Annotated in this window: 17 protein-coding genes and 2 pseudogenes; 5 read left to right on the plus strand and 14 right to left on the minus strand. The window is 64.2% G+C overall.

Features of this window, described 5'->3' with window-relative positions; translation table 11 throughout:
* Positions 1-124: 124 nt before the first annotated feature.
* Positions 125-955 carry a DUF6602 domain-containing protein gene (locus OVA28_RS00800; RefSeq protein WP_268095394.1) on the minus strand — a complete coding sequence of 277 codons (831 nt, stop codon included), beginning with the start codon at positions 953-955 and terminating at the stop codon, positions 125-127.
* Between the two features lie 111 nt (positions 956-1066).
* Positions 1067-1873 carry a helix-turn-helix transcriptional regulator gene (locus OVA28_RS00805; protein ID WP_228505931.1) on the minus strand — a complete coding sequence of 269 codons (807 nt, stop codon included), beginning with the start codon at positions 1871-1873 and terminating at the stop codon, positions 1067-1069.
* 157 nt (positions 1874-2030) lie between these two features.
* Here OVA28_RS00805 and OVA28_RS00810 point away from each other — a divergent pair, with 157 nt between their 5' ends.
* The gene (locus OVA28_RS00810; RefSeq protein ID WP_268095395.1) at positions 2031-2255 is read left to right on the plus strand and encodes a cold-shock protein; all 225 of its coding nucleotides are present in this window, start codon (positions 2031-2033) and stop codon (positions 2253-2255) included.
* Between the two features lie 296 nt (positions 2256-2551).
* Here the strand turns inward: OVA28_RS00810 and OVA28_RS00815 are convergent, their stop codons facing one another.
* The 7 genes from OVA28_RS00815 to OVA28_RS00845 all read right to left on the minus strand — a co-directional run bounded on the left by OVA28_RS00815 (position 2552) and on the right by OVA28_RS00845 (position 11390).
* Positions 2552-3367 (minus strand): DUF4145 domain-containing protein, encoded by an 816-nt coding sequence (locus tag OVA28_RS00815; RefSeq protein ID WP_194662941.1) that lies wholly within the window; start codon positions 3365-3367, stop codon positions 2552-2554.
* A gap of 9 nt (positions 3368-3376) precedes the next feature.
* Positions 3377-3706 carry an Lsr2 dimerization domain-containing protein gene (locus OVA28_RS00820; RefSeq protein WP_194662940.1) on the minus strand — a complete coding sequence of 110 codons (330 nt, stop codon included), beginning with the start codon at positions 3704-3706 and terminating at the stop codon, positions 3377-3379.
* A gap of 583 nt (positions 3707-4289) precedes the next feature.
* Positions 4290-7565, minus strand: a complete 3276-nt coding sequence (locus OVA28_RS00825) for an RHS repeat domain-containing protein (protein WP_268095396.1) — start codon at positions 7563-7565, stop codon at positions 4290-4292.
* Positions 7566-7838: 273 nt separating this feature from the next.
* Complete coding sequence (locus OVA28_RS00830) at positions 7839-8048, minus strand: KTSC domain-containing protein (protein ID WP_228505964.1); 210 nt, start codon at positions 8046-8048, stop codon at positions 7839-7841.
* 474 nt (positions 8049-8522) lie between these two features.
* Entirely contained in the window at positions 8523-9434 is a 912-nt protein-coding gene (locus tag OVA28_RS00835; RefSeq protein ID WP_194662937.1) for an alpha/beta hydrolase, read from the minus strand.
* Positions 9434-9871 (minus strand): hypothetical protein, encoded by a 438-nt coding sequence (locus tag OVA28_RS00840; RefSeq protein WP_194662936.1) that lies wholly within the window; start codon positions 9869-9871, stop codon positions 9434-9436. Before OVA28_RS00840 ends, OVA28_RS00835 begins: the two co-directional genes overlap by 1 nt.
* Positions 9872-9923: 52 nt before the next feature.
* Positions 9924-11390, minus strand: a complete 1467-nt coding sequence (locus OVA28_RS00845; RefSeq protein ID WP_268095398.1) for a DHA2 family efflux MFS transporter permease subunit — start codon at positions 11388-11390, stop codon at positions 9924-9926.
* A gap of 130 nt (positions 11391-11520) precedes the next feature.
* Between OVA28_RS00845 and OVA28_RS00850 the strand changes: the two genes are divergently transcribed.
* Positions 11521-12021 (plus strand): MarR family winged helix-turn-helix transcriptional regulator, encoded by a 501-nt coding sequence (locus OVA28_RS00850; RefSeq protein ID WP_194662934.1) that lies wholly within the window; start codon positions 11521-11523, stop codon positions 12019-12021.
* Between the two features lie 472 nt (positions 12022-12493).
* A pseudogene (locus tag OVA28_RS19175) lies at positions 12494-12784 on the plus strand (GNAT family N-acetyltransferase); the annotation flags it as partial.
* A 209-nt stretch (positions 12785-12993) separates the two neighbouring features.
* Here the strand turns inward: OVA28_RS19175 and OVA28_RS00855 are convergent.
* The 4 genes and pseudogenes from OVA28_RS00855 to OVA28_RS19180 form a co-directional block, all read right to left on the minus strand.
* Positions 12994-13578: a hypothetical protein gene (locus OVA28_RS00855; RefSeq protein WP_268095399.1), complete on the minus strand. Its 585-nt coding sequence runs from the start codon at positions 13576-13578 to the stop codon at positions 12994-12996.
* Positions 13579-13867: 289 nt separating this feature from the next.
* Positions 13868-14317, minus strand: a pseudogene (locus tag OVA28_RS00860) (recombinase family protein); the annotation flags it as partial.
* 410 nt (positions 14318-14727) lie between these two features.
* The gene (locus tag OVA28_RS00865) at positions 14728-15045 is read right to left on the minus strand and encodes a hypothetical protein (protein ID WP_268095400.1); all 318 of its coding nucleotides are present in this window, start codon (positions 15043-15045) and stop codon (positions 14728-14730) included.
* A 797-nt stretch (positions 15046-15842) separates the two neighbouring features.
* Positions 15843-16643: a helicase associated domain-containing protein gene (locus OVA28_RS19180; protein WP_442780747.1), complete on the minus strand. Its 801-nt coding sequence runs from the start codon at positions 16641-16643 to the stop codon at positions 15843-15845.
* Positions 16644-17707: 1064 nt separating this feature from the next.
* On the opposite strand from OVA28_RS19180, the gene OVA28_RS00870 reads away from it, so the two are divergent.
* On the plus strand, positions 17708-17977 hold the full coding sequence (locus OVA28_RS00870; RefSeq protein ID WP_194662926.1) for a hypothetical protein: 270 nt from the start codon (positions 17708-17710) through the stop codon (positions 17975-17977).
* Positions 17978-18464: 487 nt separating this feature from the next.
* Here OVA28_RS00870 and OVA28_RS00875 read toward each other — a convergent pair whose 3' ends face one another.
* On the minus strand, positions 18465-18977 hold the full coding sequence (locus OVA28_RS00875; protein ID WP_268095402.1) for a hypothetical protein: 513 nt from the start codon (positions 18975-18977) through the stop codon (positions 18465-18467).
* A 200-nt stretch (positions 18978-19177) separates the two neighbouring features.
* On the opposite strand from OVA28_RS00875, the gene OVA28_RS00880 reads away from it, so the two are divergent.
* Complete coding sequence (locus tag OVA28_RS00880) at positions 19178-20071, plus strand: AraC family transcriptional regulator (protein WP_268095470.1); 894 nt, start codon at positions 19178-19180, stop codon at positions 20069-20071.
* The last annotated feature ends 15 nt before the right edge of the window (positions 20072-20086 follow it).

Here is a 20086-nt window from a genome sequence, read left to right on the forward strand (position 1 = left end):
TTGCGGGACACCTGAACGGGGATCCCCCGATCAGGCAGGACACGGGCAGGTTGTCATGGTTGACACGTCCGGACGTGCGCCCGAGGACGACCGGTTATCGGGCACCTCGGCCGAGCGCGACGTGTCACATGCCGTCGGTACTAATCGAGCGAAGGATGTACGGAGTCGCCACGCCCTGCCACCGATAGCGTCGAGCAACGACCGCGTCGAGCCATGTGAAGAGGCCGAGAAGGGTTTCGGGGCCCATGTACGCCCAACCCTCGAAGGTCTCGCCCGTCTCCGGGTTCAGCATCCGTAGCGCGCCCTGCCCGTCCGCGAGGTACACGAAGTATCCGCGTCCGAGGACAAACAGCGCATCAAGCAGCCCTAGGTTGCCGCGTGCCGGTGCGCCGGCTGGAACTGGTACTTCGGCGTTCAACGCTTCGTTGATCGTTGCGAGGGTCATCGACGTTTCGAGGGCGATGGCGAACGTAGGGAACGACTCCACGAACCGCGACGCGTCGCTGATGTTCGACGAAAGCGGTTCGTTCATTTGGAGCGGCGCCGGCTCCAGTCGACGAACACTCCGCCCCTTCTTCGCTATGTCTCGCAATTCTGTCCGAGTGAGTCGACTCTTCACTTCACCAATCGCAGACACTCCTTCCGCGAGGTAGAAGCCTGCCTGGTCCGGACCATGTCGGAAGGGCTGGTCGTCGTTTGAGATCACGATGTCGAGCTGGTCACTGACAGCACCCCAACGGTCGAAGACCTCACCGGAACCAACATCGAAGCGCCTCGGCAGGTGCCCCAGGATGAAGTCCCGCACCGCGACCTCGACTTGCTGCCCCTTGCTAGGCCGATGCTGTAGCCCTGCACGAGCCTGGCTGAGGCTTGAAGCGAGGCGCTGCTCTTCTGCCCGGAAGATCGCGCTGAGCTTCTCACGGACGACCCCGTCTTCACGTCGAATCTCTGGCATGAGCCGATGCTACGGCGAGGGAAGTCCGTCCTGCGATCGCCAATTGAAGCGGACGACGTTAGATGGGCGATTGCATCAGCGCGACGACCTTCGGCCCCGTTGGACAACCGGCTATTCAGGTGAGATCGGCGTGATCAGTCCTGTTCGGTAGGCGAACGCAATGAGCTCGCTCCTCGAGGACAGTCCGAGCTTCGTCAGGATCTTTCCGACATGGGTCTTGACCGTTGCTTCACTGATGAACGCCGATCGTGCGATGTCAGCGTTTGAACGCCCCTCCGCGACGAGTGCGAAGATCTCGCGTTCTCTTGGCGAAAGCATGCCCACCGACTCCGGCACCGCGACAGGTAGTCCTCGCAACGCCGGTTCGACCCGTCCTGCCCGGCGATCGCGCCCCATCTTCCAGGACCCGGCAGTCGCAGCAAGGCAGACCAGGACCCAAACGAGTGCGTTCACCGTGAGGTCAGCGTCCCACGGTCGCCCGTTGACGAGCCCCCAGCGGCCCGACACAGACAGTGCGGGGATGGTCAAAAGCGCTCCGATCGCGGCGGATGTGGTGAGCAGGAGCGCAAAGGCTGGGGTTCGCGCGCGGGCAGAGCTGGAGCGGGCGACTACTGCGGGCAGGGGCAAAAGGATGAGGTAGCCGACCCAGCTCAACTGGCTGAAACGAGCTGGCCAGAAGAACAGCTGGAGACCAACAAGAACGATGAGCAGCATGACGGATTGGCGGGGGCGGAAACCTGAAACGCCGAGGACGACGGCGTATCCGATCATCACAAGCACGGCATAGGGGTTCGTGAGGAAGGTTTCCTCCCGAGTTGGGACCACGTCGACGATGCCGGCCCGCTGGGTAGCCCACCAGGCGACCAGCAACACAAGCGCAAGCGTAGGTGGGCCGAGCACCAGCAACCGTTTCCACATGGCTTCACGGTACGACTCCGAGAAGTCCTACCAAGGCTCATGGCACCACGTTCCTACTGAAGTCGCGGTCATCCTTTCGTAGGACTCCCTCCTGCTCTCCCCGCTCCGTTCGGTAGACGATCCATTGCCGGACGCCGCGGCGCGGTACGTTACGGTCGTGCAGATCGTCAAAGGCGTTTGTGTTTGGTGGAGCGACGACGACGGCTGGGGTGCCCTTCGTTCGAAGGCGCTCGAGTCCGACGTCTTCGTGCACTTCTCCGTCCTGAGTGGTCCCGGCTTCCTCTCGCTGCGGCCCGGTCAGGGCGTGCGCTTCGAGGTGGAGCCCTACCCCGCCGGACAGGACGGATACTTCTTCCGAGCGCATAACGTCACGGGCACCTGATCGGTAGCCGATCCCCTACCGAACAAAGAGGACGGCGGTCGGAAGCTACTTCCAGGAGCCGTTCTGAGCGAGCAGCTCCTGTTGCTCACCACGACGCGGCTTCTGTCTCGCAACCCAACGCTCGTGACAGCGACGATGGCCAGCACTTGCAACACATGGTTGCAAGACTCGCCGCCCTGCGAACTTCCGCAGCACCGACACCCGCGGTCGCGGCTGCCGATGAGACGTCTCGCAACAGTAGGGTTACAAGTCGTAAACATGCGGAGTGTTTCGTGCGACAGCTATGCCTTGTCTCGCTAGCCGGCTTGGTCCTTGGCCTCTGCCGCCGCCTTCTTGCGTTCGACTGCCTCGATGACCGACGCTGGCACGGTGTTCAGCAATCGTTGTCGGGCGTTGGGCTTAGTAACGAGTTCATCGACGAGATCATTGATCGCAGAGAAGAGCAACTCGACGATGCCCTCATCCTCCTCGTCCAGCACCAGGACGAGAGTGTCGCCAGGGGCGTCTGCGACATGCAGCGCCCTGTTCCCCGCGTGCCTAATGACCGTGAGTGCTGGTTCAAGTGCCGAAGAGACACGTGGAATGACGTGGATTATGCGCTCGTCGAGAGCTGGCCTCGTAATATCCATAGGGTCGAGCTCGATGAGCAAGCGTTCGAGCGTTGCTCGCGCCATCGCCGCTCCGGCGCGACGTGACACCTGCATGACTGCCGCAGCTTCCTCATAGAGTTCTCGCGGGACCTCAGGCATGTCCGGGCTCGGCTGTGGCGCGGTGCGCGCTGCCGGGAACACGATCTGGTTGTCGTGCCACACGGTTCCGCGCTGACATGCGAAGCACCTGCTCACAGCCCAGCTCTGAGAATCGCGCCATTGAGGCGGAGTGCCGGTTGCCTGCTCCCAGGGATCCAGTGCCTCGGCTGCGTGTTCGAAGAGGTCGTAGGTCTGGTTCTGCGCGAGGACCTCGGTTTCCAGAGGCTGGAACCAGGTCTGCCCATCGCCGTCATCAGCCTCAACAACAAGGCCGCTCCACTCTTGCTGGCTGTACACGCCGCACCTTGGGCAGTAGAAGCCAGCACTGAACCGACTGGGTGCACGTGAGGACTCATCAGACATGGACGCAGCTTAAGAGTTCCCGGTGGTGGCGGCCGACATCGAAGATGTTTGTCGAGCTGTCCGGTGTCGTGTTGTCCTCGGCTGTCCCCCGCCGTCATACGCCGTCGTACGCCGTCGTACGCCGATGCGGCGTGGCACCTCACGCGGCACTTCAGCGGTCGTCCTCGCGGCTGTCGCGATGTAGTCAGAGAACGCTTCACGCAGCTTCTCGGCGTTGTCGTCGGAGAGGTCGATCTCGTAGTGGTTACCGTCGAAGGAGAACTCGACGTTCTTGCCGCCGTCCTCGATCGTTTCGCCGGTGAGATCGTCAATGAGCCGGGTGGTGACTTTCTGTGCCATGACCCTTGTGTAGCAGGAAACCGAACGTAACCCCGCCACAAGACGCACTCAGTGAAAGGTTTTTCGCCAGCGTCGAGTTGCGGTGGGCTTGGTCGTGTATCCACTCGCTTGGGAGCAGAGCGCTGCTTCGTATGGACAGACCACTAGGAGCCGGACGGTCTCTAACCACCGGGCGTGATCCACCCGAAACCACTCACCTCACCAGTGATTTTACCCACAGGGGAAGCGTGGGCCCGCCCAGCTCTCCCGGTACGAACAGCAAGAGCGTCCGACCGCAACATGGTCAGACGCTCTTGCTAGCCCATCAATATCGGCCGTTGCCGTCAGAACCGTCCGCCGTCACTCTAGAAATTACCTTCGTCGGATTTGTCATCCGCAATTTCGCCATGAGCCCCTAAACGGAACTGCAATAGAGCTGCAACGAGAGCCAGGAGACCAAGAACGAAACATATGACGGCGGCAATCATGTGTCCGTTAGACAGGATGTAAGCGCCAACCGCAATGAAAGCGATACCGAATACTACGCTAGCACTAACACTCGATCTTGCAAATAACCGCAAAAACCCTTTTACCACTGTCGCTCCTAAAGAGAATATCCACAGATTCCAAGTGTGGCTCCAACCCCAAGCCCATATGCAACAGCACCTGCACCCGAGAAGGCCGCGATCGCGAGTGAAAGTACACATCCGTTCGCCGCACGCTGCTGTGCATCAGTTTCAGCGGGACCAGTTCCCAAGTGGTCAGTGCCGTCCGGCGTGGTGTAGCAACCCACTGATGAGGAGCAGTATGCCAGCCCGCGCGGATCGCTTCCGTTAATGGGGTCGCTTGCTGCGTAGGCGTACCGGTTGCCGTTGCTGGGGTCGAGGGGGCTGTCGAGGGTGTCTTGCTGGGTCCAGGAGCCCCAGTACGGGTCGTACCAGCGCTGCCCGAACTTCACGAGGCCGGTGTGGGTGTCCTCGATGCCAGCTTTGAAGCCGAAGGGGTTGGCTGCGAGTCCGTCGCCGCCGCCGTTGTAGGCGACGGTACTGGTGCCGTACGGGTCGTAGTCGACGTCGAACGCGGCAGTGGCGTCGACGAGGATGCCCCAAATGTTCCCGGAGCCGTCGTACTGGTACTGACCGAGCACGTTCGAGGGGGTCGACAGGGCGATGGGCTGCCCGGTCTTCGCGTCGTTGACGATGTTCGACCGGTGCGCGTTCGTCGTCGAGCTCGTCAGCGTGGGATTGCCGTTCTGGTCCGCACGTCCGTACTGGTAGGTGCGGTTGTCGCCGCCCGGTGTGGCGATGGACAGGACCGACTTCTGGTCGGCGCCGGCGTACGTGTAGTTCGTCGTCGTGGATCCGTTGCGGACGGCCTTGGTCATCTGCTCGGCCGCGTTGTACGTGAACGCGTATTCGGGCAGCGCGGTGAGGTTACCGGCCCCGTCGTAGCCGAACCCGGCGGTGGTGATCTGGTTCGCCGCGTTGTAGGTCAGCGTCTGGTTCGTGGTGACGTCGCCGTTGCTCTTGGTGAACTTCGTGCTGGTGCGGTTGCCGCGGATGTCGTAGCCGAACTCCCACGTTCCCGGAGTCGCTTTCCCGCTGCCGGTGGTGACGGTCTTCGTGATCCGGCCACTGGTGTCGTACGTGTACGCAGTGCTCTGCCCGGAGACACTGTCACCAACCCACTGAATCTTGGACCGGTCGTTCGTGGTCGTGGTCCCGCAGGTGGGCGCGGTGCTACCGGCGTTGTAGCAGTAGTTCAAGTCGTAGAGCCGCTGCCCGGTCGTGCCGATCCACCCCTGGATCTCCTTGACGCGGCCGTTGGTGTCGTAGTCGGTGTGCGTGCGACTTGCCCAGCTGCTGTTATCGGCGTTCGAGTCGACGTAGGTGTCGGTGCGACGGCCGTTGGTGTCGGTGACGAAGTTGATCGTCTCGGTCGGCTTGTTCGGCGCCGGCGTCGTGGTCGAGATCAGCACACCCGAGTCGTCGTAGGCGGATGTGGTGGTGCCGTCTTGGTCGGCGTACGACGTTTGGTTCCCGGCCTTGTCATACGCGTACGTGATGGTGCTGATCCCGGACGGGCTCGCGGTGTTGCCAGTGGTGAGGAGGTTGCCGAGCTGGTCGTAGGTGTTCGTCACCGTGCCCGACCCCGACGCCTGGGTGAGCAGGTGTCCGGCGTTGTCGTACGTGTTCGTCACCGTCGGTGTGGAGTCCGAGAACGAGGTCGTCAGCACCCGGTCGTCGCCGTCGTAGGTGTACGACGTGGTCCGGCCGGCGCCGTCGGACGCGGATGCGATCCGTCCGAGGGCGTCGTACGTGTACGCGCGGGCACCGAGGCTGGTCCCGGTCACGGGGGTGACACCGGTGAGCTGCTTGTTCGTGTAGCTGTAGGTCGTCTTGTTCGTGCCGTTGCCCGGCGCAGTCGCGGTCGCGACCTGCCCAGCCGTGTAGGTCAGCGTCGACGTTGCAGCGGTGGCACCAGTGCCGGTGCTGTTGCTCAGCTGGTTCCCAACACCGTCATATGTGCGGTTCGACGTGTTGCCAGCGTCGTCGGTGGTGGAAGCCGGCGAGTACGCCGTTGCTGCCGGGGACGCGTTGTAGCTCAGCGACTGGGACGCTCCCCCGCTCGAGGCGACCTTCGTCAGCGACTGGCTGCTGTTCGCCCCATACGTCGCAGTTGTCGTCGACGCGGACGATCCCGACCCGACCGTCGAGGTCGTGGGCTGCAGGTTCGCACCGTTGTACGTCTTCGACCGGACTCGGCCGGCAGCGTCGGTGACGCTGTTCACGAGCTTCTGGGACGAGTTGATGCTGTAGGTGGTGTGCGGCACCGACGCCACCGCAGTCGCGGTGTCCGTGTTCGGGCTCGCGACCAGGGTCGACGTCGCCGACGCGTAGCTCAGACGCGTCGTCGACGCGCCGGCAGCGCCCGCCGTGGTGTTGGACTGCGCCACCTGGGACACCTTGTGGGTGGTTCCCGAGTAGCTGATGGTCGTTGTCGCACCGGTCGGGCTGGTGATGCTGGTGAGGTCGTTACCGGAGTAGGCGAACGTGGTGGTCTTCCCAGCGCCGTCGACGTAGGAGGTGAGGTTGCCGTTGGTGTCCTTCACCCACTTCACCGACCGGGCAGCGGAACCGGAGCCCTGCGTCACCGTGTAGGTCCGCGACGTCGAGTCGTACGCACCCGTCGCAGTCTTCGCCGCGGCAGTGCCAGCGGTGCTGACGATCGAGGTCGGCACGTTGAGGCCGTTGGAAATCGCGACCGTGTTCCCGTTCCGGTCCGCGACAGACACGGGAAGCCCATTGACGTTGGAAGTGATGACCTGCCCCGTCGCCGGGTCCGTCATCGTGTACGTCGGGTTAGTGGTCGCTGAAGCGGTCAGCTTCCGGAGGAACCCGGCCGGCGGAGTGAACGTCGTCGACGTCGCCGGCGTGAACGTCCACGTCGCACCATCCGCCGCCGTGTACACAACCGCACCCGACGCGCCAGCCGAGAACGACCCAGCGCCGGCGATACCTGTGGACCACCGGGCCGCCTGCTGGGTGCTCGTGCTCGCGGCCTGCCAACCGAGGGAGTTGTAGGTCTGCGCGATCGCGTTCGTGCCGCTCACACCCGGCAGCGACAGCCCTGCGGTCGTGACCTCGAGGTTGCCCGTTGCGACGTCGACGGCGACGCCGACCTGGTCGGACACGGCGAACGGCAGTGTGGTGGCTGACGGACGGGACCCGGTCAGACCGGTCGTGGTGGGGCCGCCCGGGATCGCGGCGTGCGCGGTCTGCGCGACACCCCCGACAAGCGCGACGCTGACCGCCCCGACGAGTGCGACCTTCCAACCGAAGGATGAATGAGCCGCAGGGCGGCGTGGAGCAAGAAGCACGGGTTCCCCTAGAACGAGTGACAACACAGAAGGTGCGGTGATAGAGCTCGGCGTCCCCCAGGACAGCCGCTCGAAAGACGTGAAACGCCCGCACCGTCCGTCGACTATGACGTCGCCTCAGATGAGGGGCACTCGAAACCTATCGGTCTTCTGTGAATACAGGGCACCCCCGAACGAGGGCATCTATCCCCGTTCAGACAGCCCTCGCCACCCGACGCCGATACAGAGTCGAACACGCTGCCGGCGCGGCCTAGGCGCTACCGGACAGTGGACTCACATCTCGAGGTACCGGTAACCGCCCTGATCCACACGCACGTCGAAGTACTTGCGAACGTTCGCCCCGTGATCATGCGTTAAGAGCAGTCCCTCGAAGACGTCCTGCGGTACGTCGAGGTACAGACGCACGGTCGCTCCAACGAACTCCACCTCAAGGGCGCGCTCAGCATCGTCGTACCCCACCGACACGAGGTCGCCGCTCTGCATCGGCACCCGCCTCACCGAAACACCGCCGTCACGCGCACTGACGGGAACATCGCGACCGGCCGCGCCTGCGATGGCACACGATGATTCCTCTTGACTGCCATGCCATGAGCCTAGTGAAAGACGACAGAGCCATCGTTCCGCGAATCGGCGACGACTGACAGCTCGACAGCTCAGCAGGTCGACGGGAAGCCTCAAGGCACTGCGTGATCAGCCGCAGCCGATCAGCCTGCGCGCACGATCACGGCACGGAGCGCAGCAAAAAGGACGACGCCGAGCGCAGCTACTCACATCCTGGATCCTTGACCCACTCCCCCGCGGTCTCGAACGCGTCCGGGGAGCGACCGTCTGACGGGCATGCAGAAACGATCGTTTGTGATAGGCACCGACCGCTAACGAACGCCAAAGGGCGTGGCTCGACATCAGTGCTCACCGGGACAGCCCAGGAGTCGGTTCCACGCTCGCACGATGAGACCATCAGCGCGGAAGGTGGCTGGCGAAGAACGCGGTGATCTCGGTGAGGACGCTCTCGACACGGGCGGCGGGCTTGCTGGCATAGAAGTCGTGGTCCGCTCCGGGGTACTCGATGTACCTGCTTTCCACCCCGCCGATCCGCAGCGTCTCCGCGAGCTCCTTACCCTCCACACAGAGTGTGTCGTGTTTCCCCGTCTGGATCAGAGTGGGCGGCATCTTCGCCGGGAGGTTTCCGTCGAAGCGCGGAGCTGCAAGCGCCTCTCGTCGGCGGTCCTCGTCCGGGAAGTACGCCCAACTCACCAATCGTTGGATGAACGGGCTGATCGCCGGCCGTGGGATCTCCGATCGTCGATCGGTGCGGCTCATGTCGGTTACGGGGACAACGAGCGACACGGCCAGCGGTCGCGTTCCCCCGGTGGCGTGGAGTTGCTGGCACACGTTCATCGATAGCTTCGAGCCCGCGCTGATGCCTGACAGGAACAGTCGTCGACCGTCCCAGCCGTGCCGATACCCGGAGTCCTGCACCCACCGGACGACGTCGAACGCCTCCTCCTCGGCGACCGGGTAGCGCACTTTCGGCGCTATCGAATAGTCGGGCATGACGACGACCGCGCCGAGCTTCGCGGCCAGGAACCGTGCGAGGTGACGGTCTTGCTCCGGGTATCGGTTGAGGAACCCGCCGCCGTGGAACTGCACGATGACAGGCGGTGCTGGCTCTGCAGAAGCGGTCGGTGTGCCGGGGCTGATGACGACCGCGTTGAGTGTGCCGTGCCGTGTCGGCACCTGCAGTCGTCGTTCTGGAGGGAGCTCGGCGGTCGTGAAGGGAGCAGCGACCTTTGGAACGTATCGGGCTCGTGATCCGACGTTGGCAAGTGCCCAGAAGACCGGGTTAAACGGGCGGCGCATCGGGGGCATCAGTTCGTTCCGTCGAGGATGTCGGAGTGGGTGCGGTAGTTGATCTCGATCTCGAGTCCGTCTCCGAGGGGGCAGTAGAACGCCGTCCATGTGGCGCCGAGGACCTCGAAGCCGTCGGCGACGTCATGCGGTGTGAACCCGGCCTCGATGAGTTCGGCGTGCTTGGCGTACGCGGCTTCCTTGGTGTCCTGGATCAGGCCGAAGTGGAACTGCGGAGGGTACGCGGACTCACCCTCGGGCACGGGGTCGATCTGCGTGATGACGATGTCGGAGACGTCTTCGCCGACGAGGATTGCGTAAGCGCTTCCTGGGTTGGTGGCCCACGGCAGGTCGGGCACTGTGCCGAGCTCGAGCGTGCGGTAGCCGAAGTGGGTGTCCAGCGTGTGGGCCAAGGTGGCGACATCGCTGGCGCAGAGGTTGACGTGGTTGAGCTTCATGAGGTCACTCCGTGGGTGGTGTCGAGCGTTGGGTGAGGTGTGAATCTGGCAGTCAGGGTTTGGCTGTGGCGCCGGCGCGCCCGGTGTTGCGGATGAGGATGCTGGTGGTCACGCTGAGTGCGACGATGATGCCGACGGCAGCGAGGTACGCCGTCTGGTAGCTGGCGAGCTGGGCGAGCTGCTGAGCGGTGGCGCCTGTTCCGTGGTCGGCGAGGTACCGGGAGACGGTGGTGGTGGCGATGACGGACAGCAGAGCTGTGCCGATCGCGCCGCCGACCTGCTGGGTGGTGTTCACCATCGCTGAGCCGACGCCGAGGTCTCCGGGATCGAGGTTGGAGGTGGCGATGTTCGGAGACGCTGAGAAGACGTGACCCATACCGAGACCGAGGACGACCAGTGCCGGCACGATGGTGAACCAGTAGTTGCTGTGGAGAGAGATCGTGCTGAGGATCAGCAGCGCTGCCGCGGCCAGCAGAGGCCCCGTGACGAGGAGGACCTTCGGTCCAAAGCGGGCGAGCGAGCGGGGGGCGATGACGATGGACGCGACGGCGATCGAGATCGGCAGCGGCAGGAACGCGACCCCGGTCAGGAGCGGCGTGTACCCGCGAAGCGCCTGCAGGTAGTAGGTCAGGAAGAGGAACACGCTGAAGAGGGCCAGCGACACGATGCCGGTCGTCAGGAACGCGCCGCCGCGGCTGCGATCGAGCACCACCCGGAGCGGCAGCAAGGGTTGACGCGTCCGGGACTCGACGATGACGAAGGCAACGAGGAAGACGATGCCTCCGGCGATGCTGCTGATTGTGATAGGGCTGGTCCAGCCGGTGCTCTCCGCCGAAGACAGTCCATAGACGAGACCGGCGAGACCGACGGAGACCAGGACCGCGCCCGGCACGTCGATCGATGGTCGTGGCGCTCGTGAGGTCGATGCGGGGATCGTCAGCAGGGCGCCGATGACGGCCGCGGCGGCGAAGAACAAGTTGATGAACAGGGTCCATCTCCAGGAGGTGTACTCGGTCAGTAGGCCGCCCAGCACCAGGCCGATCGCTGCACCACCGCCCGCGACGGCGCCAAAGACCCCGAACGCCTTCGCGCGCTGCTTAGGTGCGGTGAACAGCGCGGCCAGCAGAGACAACGCGGCCGGAGCGAGGAGCGCGCCGAACGCGCCCTGAGCTGCCCGGCCGGCAACGAGGGTCCCGAAGTTCGGTGCCGCGCCACCGATGACGGACGACAGAGCGAATCCGACGAGGCCGACGATGAACAGCCGTCGGCGCCCGAGGACATCGGTGAGCCGCCCGCCGAGAAGGAGGAGCGCGCCGAAGGCGAGCGCATAGGCGGTCACGACCCACTGGCGTTGATCTGATGCGAAGCCGAGGTCGCGCTGCGCGGTCGGAAGCGCGACGTTCACGATCGTGCCGTCCAGCACGATCATGAGCTGGGAGACGGCAAGGACAAACAGCGCCCAGCCTGGCCGCGGGGTGGTGGTCGCATCGGATGGTGCCGGCGCTCGGGTGTCGGTCATGTGGGCCTCGCTGCAGAGTGTTGTCACCGGGCAGTAGAGCCGGTTCGCTAGACCATACTACCTTTGAATCAAAGTGGCTTTGATTCAAAGTTACTAGAAGCGTCTAAGGTAGAAGTGGAGGTCAAGCCCCATGAGCACGACAGATCGACACGACGAGACTCCGTCGCGCATCCTGGCGGACCTTCTCGCGTTCAGTGCAGAACAGAGCGACCTGGGGCGGGCCTTTGCACGTCACATGCACATGCGACCCACCGACGCAACCGCGATCGTCGAGATCCTTCGCGCAGAGGACGCAGGTCGGCCGCTCACTCCTGCGCGCCTCGGGGAGCGCATCAGCATGACGAGCGGGGCGACGACGATCCTTCTCAACCGCCTCGAAGACGCGGGACACATCACCCGCGTGCGCGGGCACGCTGATCGCCGCGTCGTGACGCTGCATTCTGTGGACCACATACACGCCGAAGCAGAGGCGTTCTTCGAGCCCGAGCGGCGCCGGCTCCTTGCACGGATCCATGCTTTCGGGGCTAGCGAGCAGGAAATCGTCCGGCAGTTTACAAGCGGCTTATCCTCCAACACGTCCGACGCCGTAGTGCCCGAAGAGACGGCGTCCGGTCCGGACGCGCGCTCCTAGACGTTGCCGATCGGCTGCCGCACGGCCCGGCGCCAGTGTCGGTGCCCTTGGAAGTCCGCGGACGCAGGTGTCGCAGCTGACCCGCCCGGTGAGGTGCCCGGCTGTGGAGCGCTACGCGAGACTCAGCGACCATGGTCGACCAGGTCATCAGGCACAGCAGCCTCCTCAACGGCGCCCTGAACTTCGCTGCAGAGCAGAATTCCCCCGTCGAGCTGGCTGCCGAGGGGCGCACACCGTCGCGTGGCCGCCCTTGGGATCATCGAAACCTGCAAGAACCACAGCGACCCACGTTCAAGCACGCCAGCCGTAGCGTGAACCCGTGGACGAGATCCGATCTGACAGCTACCCGCTGCATCCAACCTTCGACCCTAACCTCGCGGCATGGCTCACTTCGCTGGAGGAACTCACCTCATCCGAGTTCACGATCCGGCAGGCAACAGCAGATTCCGGGGACGCTCGTTGGATGAGATACATGCAGGTCGCCTGCGAACCACTCACGGTCCAATCAGCGGCCAGCAACGACAAAACGAACGCTGAACAGCGGGTGCTCTTCGCGATGATCGGGGAGACACCTGTCGGGTTCTGCGTGTCAATGTCCGGAACCACCGAAAGGGATCCGGTATTCATCCAGCTCGTGGGGGTGGTCGGGCCAGTACGTGGACGTGGCATCGGCACTGCGCTGATGCACGCCGTGGCAGAGCAGACTAGGCGCCGCACCATTGCCTTCGCAACCCAGGATGACAATCCGGCAGCGCGACGCATGAGCGAGCGTTTTGCAGCATCGATCGGCGCTGAGTTCCAACGAGTGAACCTCGGCACGTACAAGACCGAGAACCTCGGGATCAGACGCGGTCTCGGCTACCGTTCCTGGGCGATCGAGCGGTCTCACCCCTTCCGCCACCGATGCGTGCAAGGGTCTAGACCCGGTGCTGCACCCGGAGCGGCTCGGCGGGGACTAAAGATGTGTGCACGTCAGTCGTCCCAGAGCGAGGTCGCTTCGTCAGCAGCGCGGACCAGGTCGGTGGCTGAGACGGTGAGTCGTGTCTCGGCGATGTCGAGCGCGAGCCATTGCAGCACCAGCGTCAGCTGCCCTTCCGATGGCAGCGGGTGCAGCCACAGCTCGTCGCTGTGCCGATACCGCCACGCACCGCCACCACCACTTCCCCCGCGGCGGACAAGGACGGACCGGGTTGCACCCCTTTCAGCGCCGGGACGGTGACTGTCGTTGATTTCTTCCCCGTCAGGCAGCACTGCCCCGACCCGGAGACGGCGTCCACGATCGTCGCTGCTGCCGTACCGCTCTTCGTGCGTGAGCTGCTGGAACTCACGTACGGTCAAGTCCCCCCGACGCAGGTACCGACTAACTTCGAACAGCACCCCATCGGAGAACACCCGAGCGGACTCCAACACGACCACCGCATGCGTACTGACCGCCCATCGCATCCCCAGCGACACGACCGCCGGTAACTCATCCTCAGCGGGCCCGTGCCGAGGATCCCGCTCCGGCTCCTCGGCGACATGATCCCCCGGGTCTTCATCATCGGTGAAGAAACTCATGGGGCTAGCGCACCACGACCACCTCGACGACACAACCCCGCCACCCGGCAGGCACCTGCCACGCTCATTCGAGCCGGTGGAGTGAACCTGATTCTGCCCACCCTTTGGGGCCTTCCACACGGCGACGTATGTGTTTGGCTGTTCATCGTGGCTTAGATCACCACACACGCGGCTTCGGGTGCCGCGACGGCGAAGCCGGTCTCGCCGCGTTCGGGTCGCGAGCGAGCCGGCCCGCCATCCACCAGAACTCACCGTCACCGCGGCTCCGATCTATGCACACGTCACCCGACTAGCTACTCCCAGCCGCGGCTTCAGCGGCCGCCTGGTGTCGATACAACGTCGCACGTGACCAACCCACGAGGTTCGCCGCATCCGCCGCAGTATGGCCGGCGGCACGGGCCTCAGCAACAATCGCGAGCTTCCGCGCGATCACGTCCGGGTTCACTGGCGGCCGCCCGAACCGGGTCCTTGCAGCCCGGGCGACGGCGATGCCAGCGTTGACGCGCTCGACGATGAGCTCACGCTCGTACTCCGCCAGTGTCACCATCAGGTTCAGCATCAGCCGACCCGTCGACGTCGCCGGATCAATCCCGTCCGACACGCTCCGGACACCGATACCCCGCTCCCCCAGCATCGTCACCGTCGTCAACACGTCGACTAGTGATCGGCCGAGCCGGTCCACCCGCCATACGACCACCGCGTCGCCGGCGCCGGCGTACTCGAGCAACCGTGCCATCCCTGCGTGACGGTCATCCCGAGGGGACGGAGGGCGGCTTCCATGGCTGCGCGCAGCGCACTCACGGTGGTCGACGCAGTTGTCGTCACTGTGCACTATGGCCGGGATTCTTGCCACGGCTTCATAGGCTCATACAGTCCTTCGAACGAGGCGTCAACCCCTTGTCGCGGACACCGTGAGTTGGTTCCATTCTCGGACAGCTCGTTCTGGTTTGGTATACAAGTCCGCTTCCAACCTTTCGGGTTGATACCAGCCAGTCCCGTGCTTGCGCCTCGCTCGTGCGGACCAAAATCTCGTTCGAGGGCTCCATGATCAGGAAGTTGCAGCAGGCGCTGCTCCGCGCCGGCCGCTGGCGGGTGCGTCCCGCTGTACCAACCCCCGTGTTCCCCGACGACGCCCCAGCGGCGCATGCATCAGGGCCAGACGCACTGCATGTGCTGCTCGTCGGAGGAGCCATCCTCCGTGGATGGGGGGTGCGCACGCATGACCTTGCGCTGCCCGGTCACCTTGCTCGTGCCCTTGCGGACCGAACTGGTCGAGGAGTCGACGTCGCACTGAGTTTGACGGAGTCGGACGATATTGAGAGCACCCTGGACGGCCTCGCTGCCCGTAACCTGTCCGACATCGACATCGTCGTACTTCATGTTGGGGTCGATAGAGCCCGCAGCCGCCGTGGCCTCGCCGAGTGGCAAACCGATCTCGATCGAGTACTTCTTCACGTGCGTGATCACGCCCCGACCGCTACGCCGATCGCCATCGGAGAGATTCCGCTCCCGAGCGGGCTCCCTGCTCTGCACGCTCGGATCGGCGGGATCGGGGACGTCCGCGCTACCCGCCTGAACGACGTAACCGAGACGATTTGCGCCGCTCAGGAAGAAGTCTTCTTTCTTCCAATGCCGCTATACGACAAAGAGCCCACCGCAGCCCAGGGACGAGGCCGACCCGACCACTATCGATTCTGGGCGGCCCACGAGGCCGACGTGCTCGTAGGCCTTCTCAAGTTGCGGACGGCCGCTCCCCAACCAGACCACTCGAAGCACTCCGAGATTGATGCCTCTCGGCGAGCGGATGCGCTACAGGGCGTCCTGCAACTCCTTGACACAACCAAGCAACGTCGGATCGATAACATACTGAGACGCGCCAGTACCATGTTTGGGGTCGACTCGATCTTGTTTACCACCGCAGGGACGTCCAAATTGACCGTTCGTGCAGCATCCGACAGGACGACCGGTACCACGGCGTTCGCCGGCTCGTTCTGTGCAGTCACTCTCACACAACGAGGAACGGTGATCATCTCTGACACATCCGGGGATTCACGCATCGACCCGAGGCTCCCTGGCCGGTTCTATGCCGGACACCCGATCGTTGCACTCGACGGAACCCGTATCGGCGCTGTCTGTGTGGTTGCATCCGATCACCCTGGGCCTGATATCGATCCAGTAGCACTTCGAGATCTCGCGCTCCAAGTACAGGATGTTCTACACGGTCCGTGACAACGTTGCTGGTTCGCCGGAAGGTCTGTCATACGTCACACTCCCGCAAGAGTCGGGGGCATTTCCTCTTCGATGAGCAGTAGCCGACGGTCAGGTATCCGGCCTCGCAGAAGTTGGCGTCGTACCCGGCCGGACCACCGGCCGATAGCCAGTCCTTCTGAGTCGAGCTCCCGTTCTACAGGCAGAAGACCATCGTGCTCCCGCACCCACCGTGTTGACGCGATTAGCATCGCCCGAAAGTGCGCGTCCTCACGTGCCTCGCGCGCCACGGTGTCCGTCACGATCCACAGGGACCACTCAACCCCCTGCGCCTCCAGGGCCGCGATGCGTTCCGCGTCGAGCACTCCGGCTCGGTACTCGGTGCGGCGGGTGTCGAGCCACTTGCCGAGGCGGATGCCGTCGGCGGTTTCGAACCAGTGCGGCACTCGTGTGTCGCCGTAGTCTCGGCGATACTGCTCAAGGGCCGCCAGTCCCTGGTCCCAGAGATCGGTCCGCTGCTGCCACTCGAAGGGCAGTGCCGCAAGCTCGGGCCAGAGACGTAGGGTTCGGTTGAGGTCACGATTGTACTCCGCGCGTCTCGACCGCACCCAGGTGCCCAGCAGCAGCAGCAGCAGCAGCAGGCTACGACGAAAGGACTCCGCCGGGCTCCCGGAAGGGAATGAGGTGGGGTCTCGTCTTACTGCGGCGGTGTCACCGGACCTCCCTGGCACGCCAGGGTGGGGCAAGAACGACCGCGAGCTCGACGAGCGTGTCGACTCGAGCGTGGCTGCCTCTGTGCATGGTGCTGGGGCAAGTCGAGCACGGCTGTTCGAGGTCGAGCCGGTCGACGCGTTCATGGAGCAGTGACGTTCCCCGGCGCATTCAACCCAGACGCTGACTGAAAACAGCGGACCTCGGCTCAAGAAATGCCCGTCTACGGCCACAGTCGGCGGCACCCTGTACACATGAAGTAGCGAGGACACCCGTTCTCAGCTCGGGTCTGGAACGGGTGTCCTCGTGCTACGACGTCGTCGGGTCGACGCTGAAACTGACGAACCCCATCCACCGCGGGTGGACGGACGCGGCTAGGGACCGCGCTGTAGCAAAGCGCACGATACGCCGCGAAATCGATCTAGCACTCAGCAGTAGCCATCCGGCGCTCACCCCGGTCTGGTGTGCTCGCGGAGCATGTTCTACCCTCGCTGTGAGGCCGGTTCGAGCAAGCTCCTGACCTCGTCAGGGCGGTCCGACAGGGCTTGCCTAGAGCGGACGGGGTCAACGCTCAGACCCCGTCCGCTCCCTCGTTTGAGTCCGGACCACGCATCCCGAACCGATTCTTGCGAAGCAAGGCTGACGAGTCTCGAGACGGGAAAACGTTCGCTTCGGACAGCATCTCGAACAGGTCGGGCATACGACTTTCCGCCGACGCCGGTGCTTTATCGCCCCGGCGGAACTCGCGACGGAGTCCCGCCATCGTCTCGATCGTTGCGGGCGTAACTGATGGCTCTCGCTCGTACCGTGATGTGTTCATGCCGACCTCCTACAGCTGGCTCCGATACTGCCTTGACCGGTCCGACCCGGTCGCCGCGGAGCGCAGAACGGCGCTTGCAGGGTCATCTGCCGCGTAGTGTCTGATTCGCCCCGTTGGCGATCGCATGGTCGGCGCGGAACTCCGGAAGCCCTCGCACTGCGTGCAAATCGCGCGTCGCGGGGGCTTCTGCATCGAAGGAGAGGTGCGACGCGATGCGTCACACCTCTCCGAGCGGAATCTCCCACCGATCAGGAAGGGGGCCGCTCTGACCGGTAACCAACCGGCTGCTCAAAGTGTCGCCGGTTCATCCAGATCGTGCAACACGCGTCGCCTCGCAGCGCTCGGTGTCTACCGTGACACCCACTACCCCAAGCGCGGAGGTCACCTGCGATGAAGAACCTGATGTGTGGCGCTATGCCGATCCTCGTCACGGACGACGTTGCACATGCTGTCCTGCAGTACACGGCACTCCTCGCACAGATCGAGGCAAGCGACATCGTCATCATCCCGACGGTTGACAACATTGGCTTCGCATCGGAAACGACGGTACTGCTGGCGGTTGGCGTACCGGTCGCCGCGGAAGCGGCTGTATGGGATGAACTCGAGGAGAAAAACCCAACCTTCGTACAGGAGCTAGCGGAACGCACCCCTCCAAGGTAAGCGCGTCCGCAGGCGCTCATTCCAGTTGACTCGCTCGGCGTGATCCTGCGTAGCGCCGGCGATGGAGACGCGTATGTAGACGGGATCCAGTTTCGGTGCCTGTTTCGCTATGCAACCTGAAGTGTGGGGCGCATACTGCATCCACGTGCGTCAGGGTGGTGGCCTACGGAGAGCGATCAGACCCGACTGGTCGCTCCGGGCGTGAGTCGTCCTTCCAGACTCACGCCCGTCCCTCGGCGCTGGACTTCGTACGCAGACTTCTTCGCCGCAGCGTGACACTGCTCGCGGACCTTCAAGAGCGCACTGAGCCGCATCCTCCTGTGTGGGACCGCTTGGTGTTCCTACCGACCGTGGATCTGATCACGCCGATGCGTCCGGCAGACAAGCCGTTGCGCCGTCATGTCCCCCGGACCCTGACCGGGACTGTGGGAATGCAAACCTTCGCCGCGTAGCGTCAGCGACGATCACCAACACATATATGACTCTTTCAGTGCTCACCACTGCACCATCCTCGGCCCACTCCGCGGTCTACGAGGCAATTGTGGTGAGCGCGGATGCGCTGTTCACCGCCGAGGGCGTCCCCACGGTTCCGCTCGAGCGCGTGGCGGCGGGTGCGGACGTCAGCGTCGCAGCCGTCGAAGAAGCGTTCCCGACATGGCATCAGCTGGTGGTCGCCGCGCTCCAGTACCGACACCAGGACTGGATGGCGGCGCTGCTTCGAGCGGAATCTGCCGTTGAGCATCCATGCGACAAGATCTTGACGGTGTTCAGCTACCTCGAGCAGTGCTTCGCTGACCACAGCTACCGCGGATGTGCGTTCATCAACGGGTACGGCGAACTCGGTCGCATCGATCCCCTCGTCGCTCGCCTCGCTGACGAGCACCTGCAACAGTGCGAGCAGCACATCGCGATGCTCTGCGACGCCGCAGAGCTCCCGACCCACCTCGCTCCGGCACTCACCCTGCTCCTGCAGGGCGCGCAGGTCGAAGCTGCGGTCCACAGGGCTGTCCAACCAGCTCGAACTGCCCGCAGAGCAGCGGCGATGCTGATCGCCGTGTACGACCAGACGTACTCCGCCAAGGTGGCGTAAAGGGGACAGCCGGCAAACTGAGATAGGTCAGAATGTGACACTGTTTTCGGTGTTCCGTGACTGACTCGCAGCCGCCCCAGATCCGCGTCGACGAACGGGGCACCGACCTCGTGCAGGCGCGCGACGTCCTCGCAGCTGCGTATGACGGCCTCTCCTGGGCAGCCGACACCACGGACGCCGAGTTCGCGTACCGGTACGCATCCGCCGGTGACGCGTCGATGACGCTGCGAGCCGTCCAGTTCGACGGCCGCCTCGTCGGTGAGATGCCAGCCGGGGACGACTTCGTGGTGCAGTGGATCAGCCGCGGCACCGGAGTCCTGGACCTCGGACGGCACGAGATCCACTTGCAGCCGGGCCGCCTGCAGATGTGGCCCAACGAAGCCTTCGAGTTCGCGTTCGAGAACTACGACCAGCGCCTCGTCCAAGTCAACCGGCACGCCGTCGACGAGATCGCCGCTGAACGCAGCACCACCATCACCCCTGCCCGGTTCGATCACACAGCGCAACCCAACGACGCAGCCATGCGTCGCTGGCGGCACACCGTGAAGCTGATCTCCGCCACCACACTGGACAGGAACGCGTCACCGCTGCTTCAGGCGGAGATGAGCCGCCTCGCGGCCGTGTCGTTCCTCGAGCTGTACCCACAGGCCACCATCGACCTGCCCCCGCAGCTGCTGCTCCCCCGCAACGCCCAGCTGCGTCACGAGTACGTCAACGAACACGCGCACCTCCCAATGACGAGCACCGACCTTGCCACCCTCGCGAATCTGAGCCTCCGCACCCTGCAGGCAGCCTTCGTCCGCGTCCTCGGAATTTCCCCGAACTCCTACATCCGCCAGGTCCGCCTTGAGCGCGTCCACACCGAGCTGCTGAACGCAGACCCGACAACGACCAACGTCGCCGACGTCGCCCGCCGGTGGGGATTCGCCCACGCAGGACGGTTCTCCTCGACCTACGCCACCCACTACGGCGAATACCCAAGCGTCACCCTCCGCCGGCCCTAACCGGCGTACTGCCCG

It is taken from the genome of Curtobacterium sp. SL109 (assembly GCF_026672405.1).
Classification (GTDB): domain Bacteria; phylum Actinomycetota; class Actinomycetes; order Actinomycetales; family Microbacteriaceae; genus Curtobacterium.

What these genes read in the sequence shown, in the direction of transcription:
- OVA28_RS00855 (WP_268095399.1), bottom strand. Translation starts at nt 13,578, where the DNA reads ATGAGTTTCTTCACCGATGATGAAGACCCGGGGGATCATGTCGCCGAG.
- OVA28_RS00800 (WP_268095394.1), bottom strand. Translation starts at nt 955, where the DNA reads ATGCCAGAGATTCGACGTGAAGACGGGGTCGTCCGTGAGAAGCTCAGC.
- OVA28_RS00870 (WP_194662926.1), top strand. Translation starts at nt 17,708, where the DNA reads ATGAAGAACCTGATGTGTGGCGCTATGCCGATCCTCGTCACGGACGAC.
- OVA28_RS19180 (WP_442780747.1), bottom strand. Translation starts at nt 16,643, where the DNA reads ATGAACGCGTCGACCGGCTCGACCTCGAACAGCCGTGCTCGACTTGCC.
- OVA28_RS00845 (WP_268095398.1), bottom strand. Translation starts at nt 11,390, where the DNA reads ATGACCGACACCCGAGCGCCGGCACCATCCGATGCGACCACCACCCCG.
- OVA28_RS00805 (WP_228505931.1), bottom strand. Translation starts at nt 1,873, where the DNA reads ATGTGGAAACGGTTGCTGGTGCTCGGCCCACCTACGCTTGCGCTTGTG.
- OVA28_RS00850 (WP_194662934.1), top strand. Translation starts at nt 11,521, where the DNA reads ATGAGCACGACAGATCGACACGACGAGACTCCGTCGCGCATCCTGGCG.
- OVA28_RS00820 (WP_194662940.1), bottom strand. Translation starts at nt 3,706, where the DNA reads ATGGCACAGAAAGTCACCACCCGGCTCATTGACGATCTCACCGGCGAA.
- OVA28_RS00830 (WP_228505964.1), bottom strand. Translation starts at nt 8,048, where the DNA reads ATGCAGAGCGGCGACCTCGTGTCGGTGGGGTACGACGATGCTGAGCGC.
- OVA28_RS00835 (WP_194662937.1), bottom strand. Translation starts at nt 9,434, where the DNA reads ATGCCCCCGATGCGCCGCCCGTTTAACCCGGTCTTCTGGGCACTTGCC.
- OVA28_RS00815 (WP_194662941.1), bottom strand. Translation starts at nt 3,367, where the DNA reads ATGTCTGATGAGTCCTCACGTGCACCCAGTCGGTTCAGTGCTGGCTTC.
- OVA28_RS00840 (WP_194662936.1), bottom strand. Translation starts at nt 9,871, where the DNA reads ATGAAGCTCAACCACGTCAACCTCTGCGCCAGCGATGTCGCCACCTTG.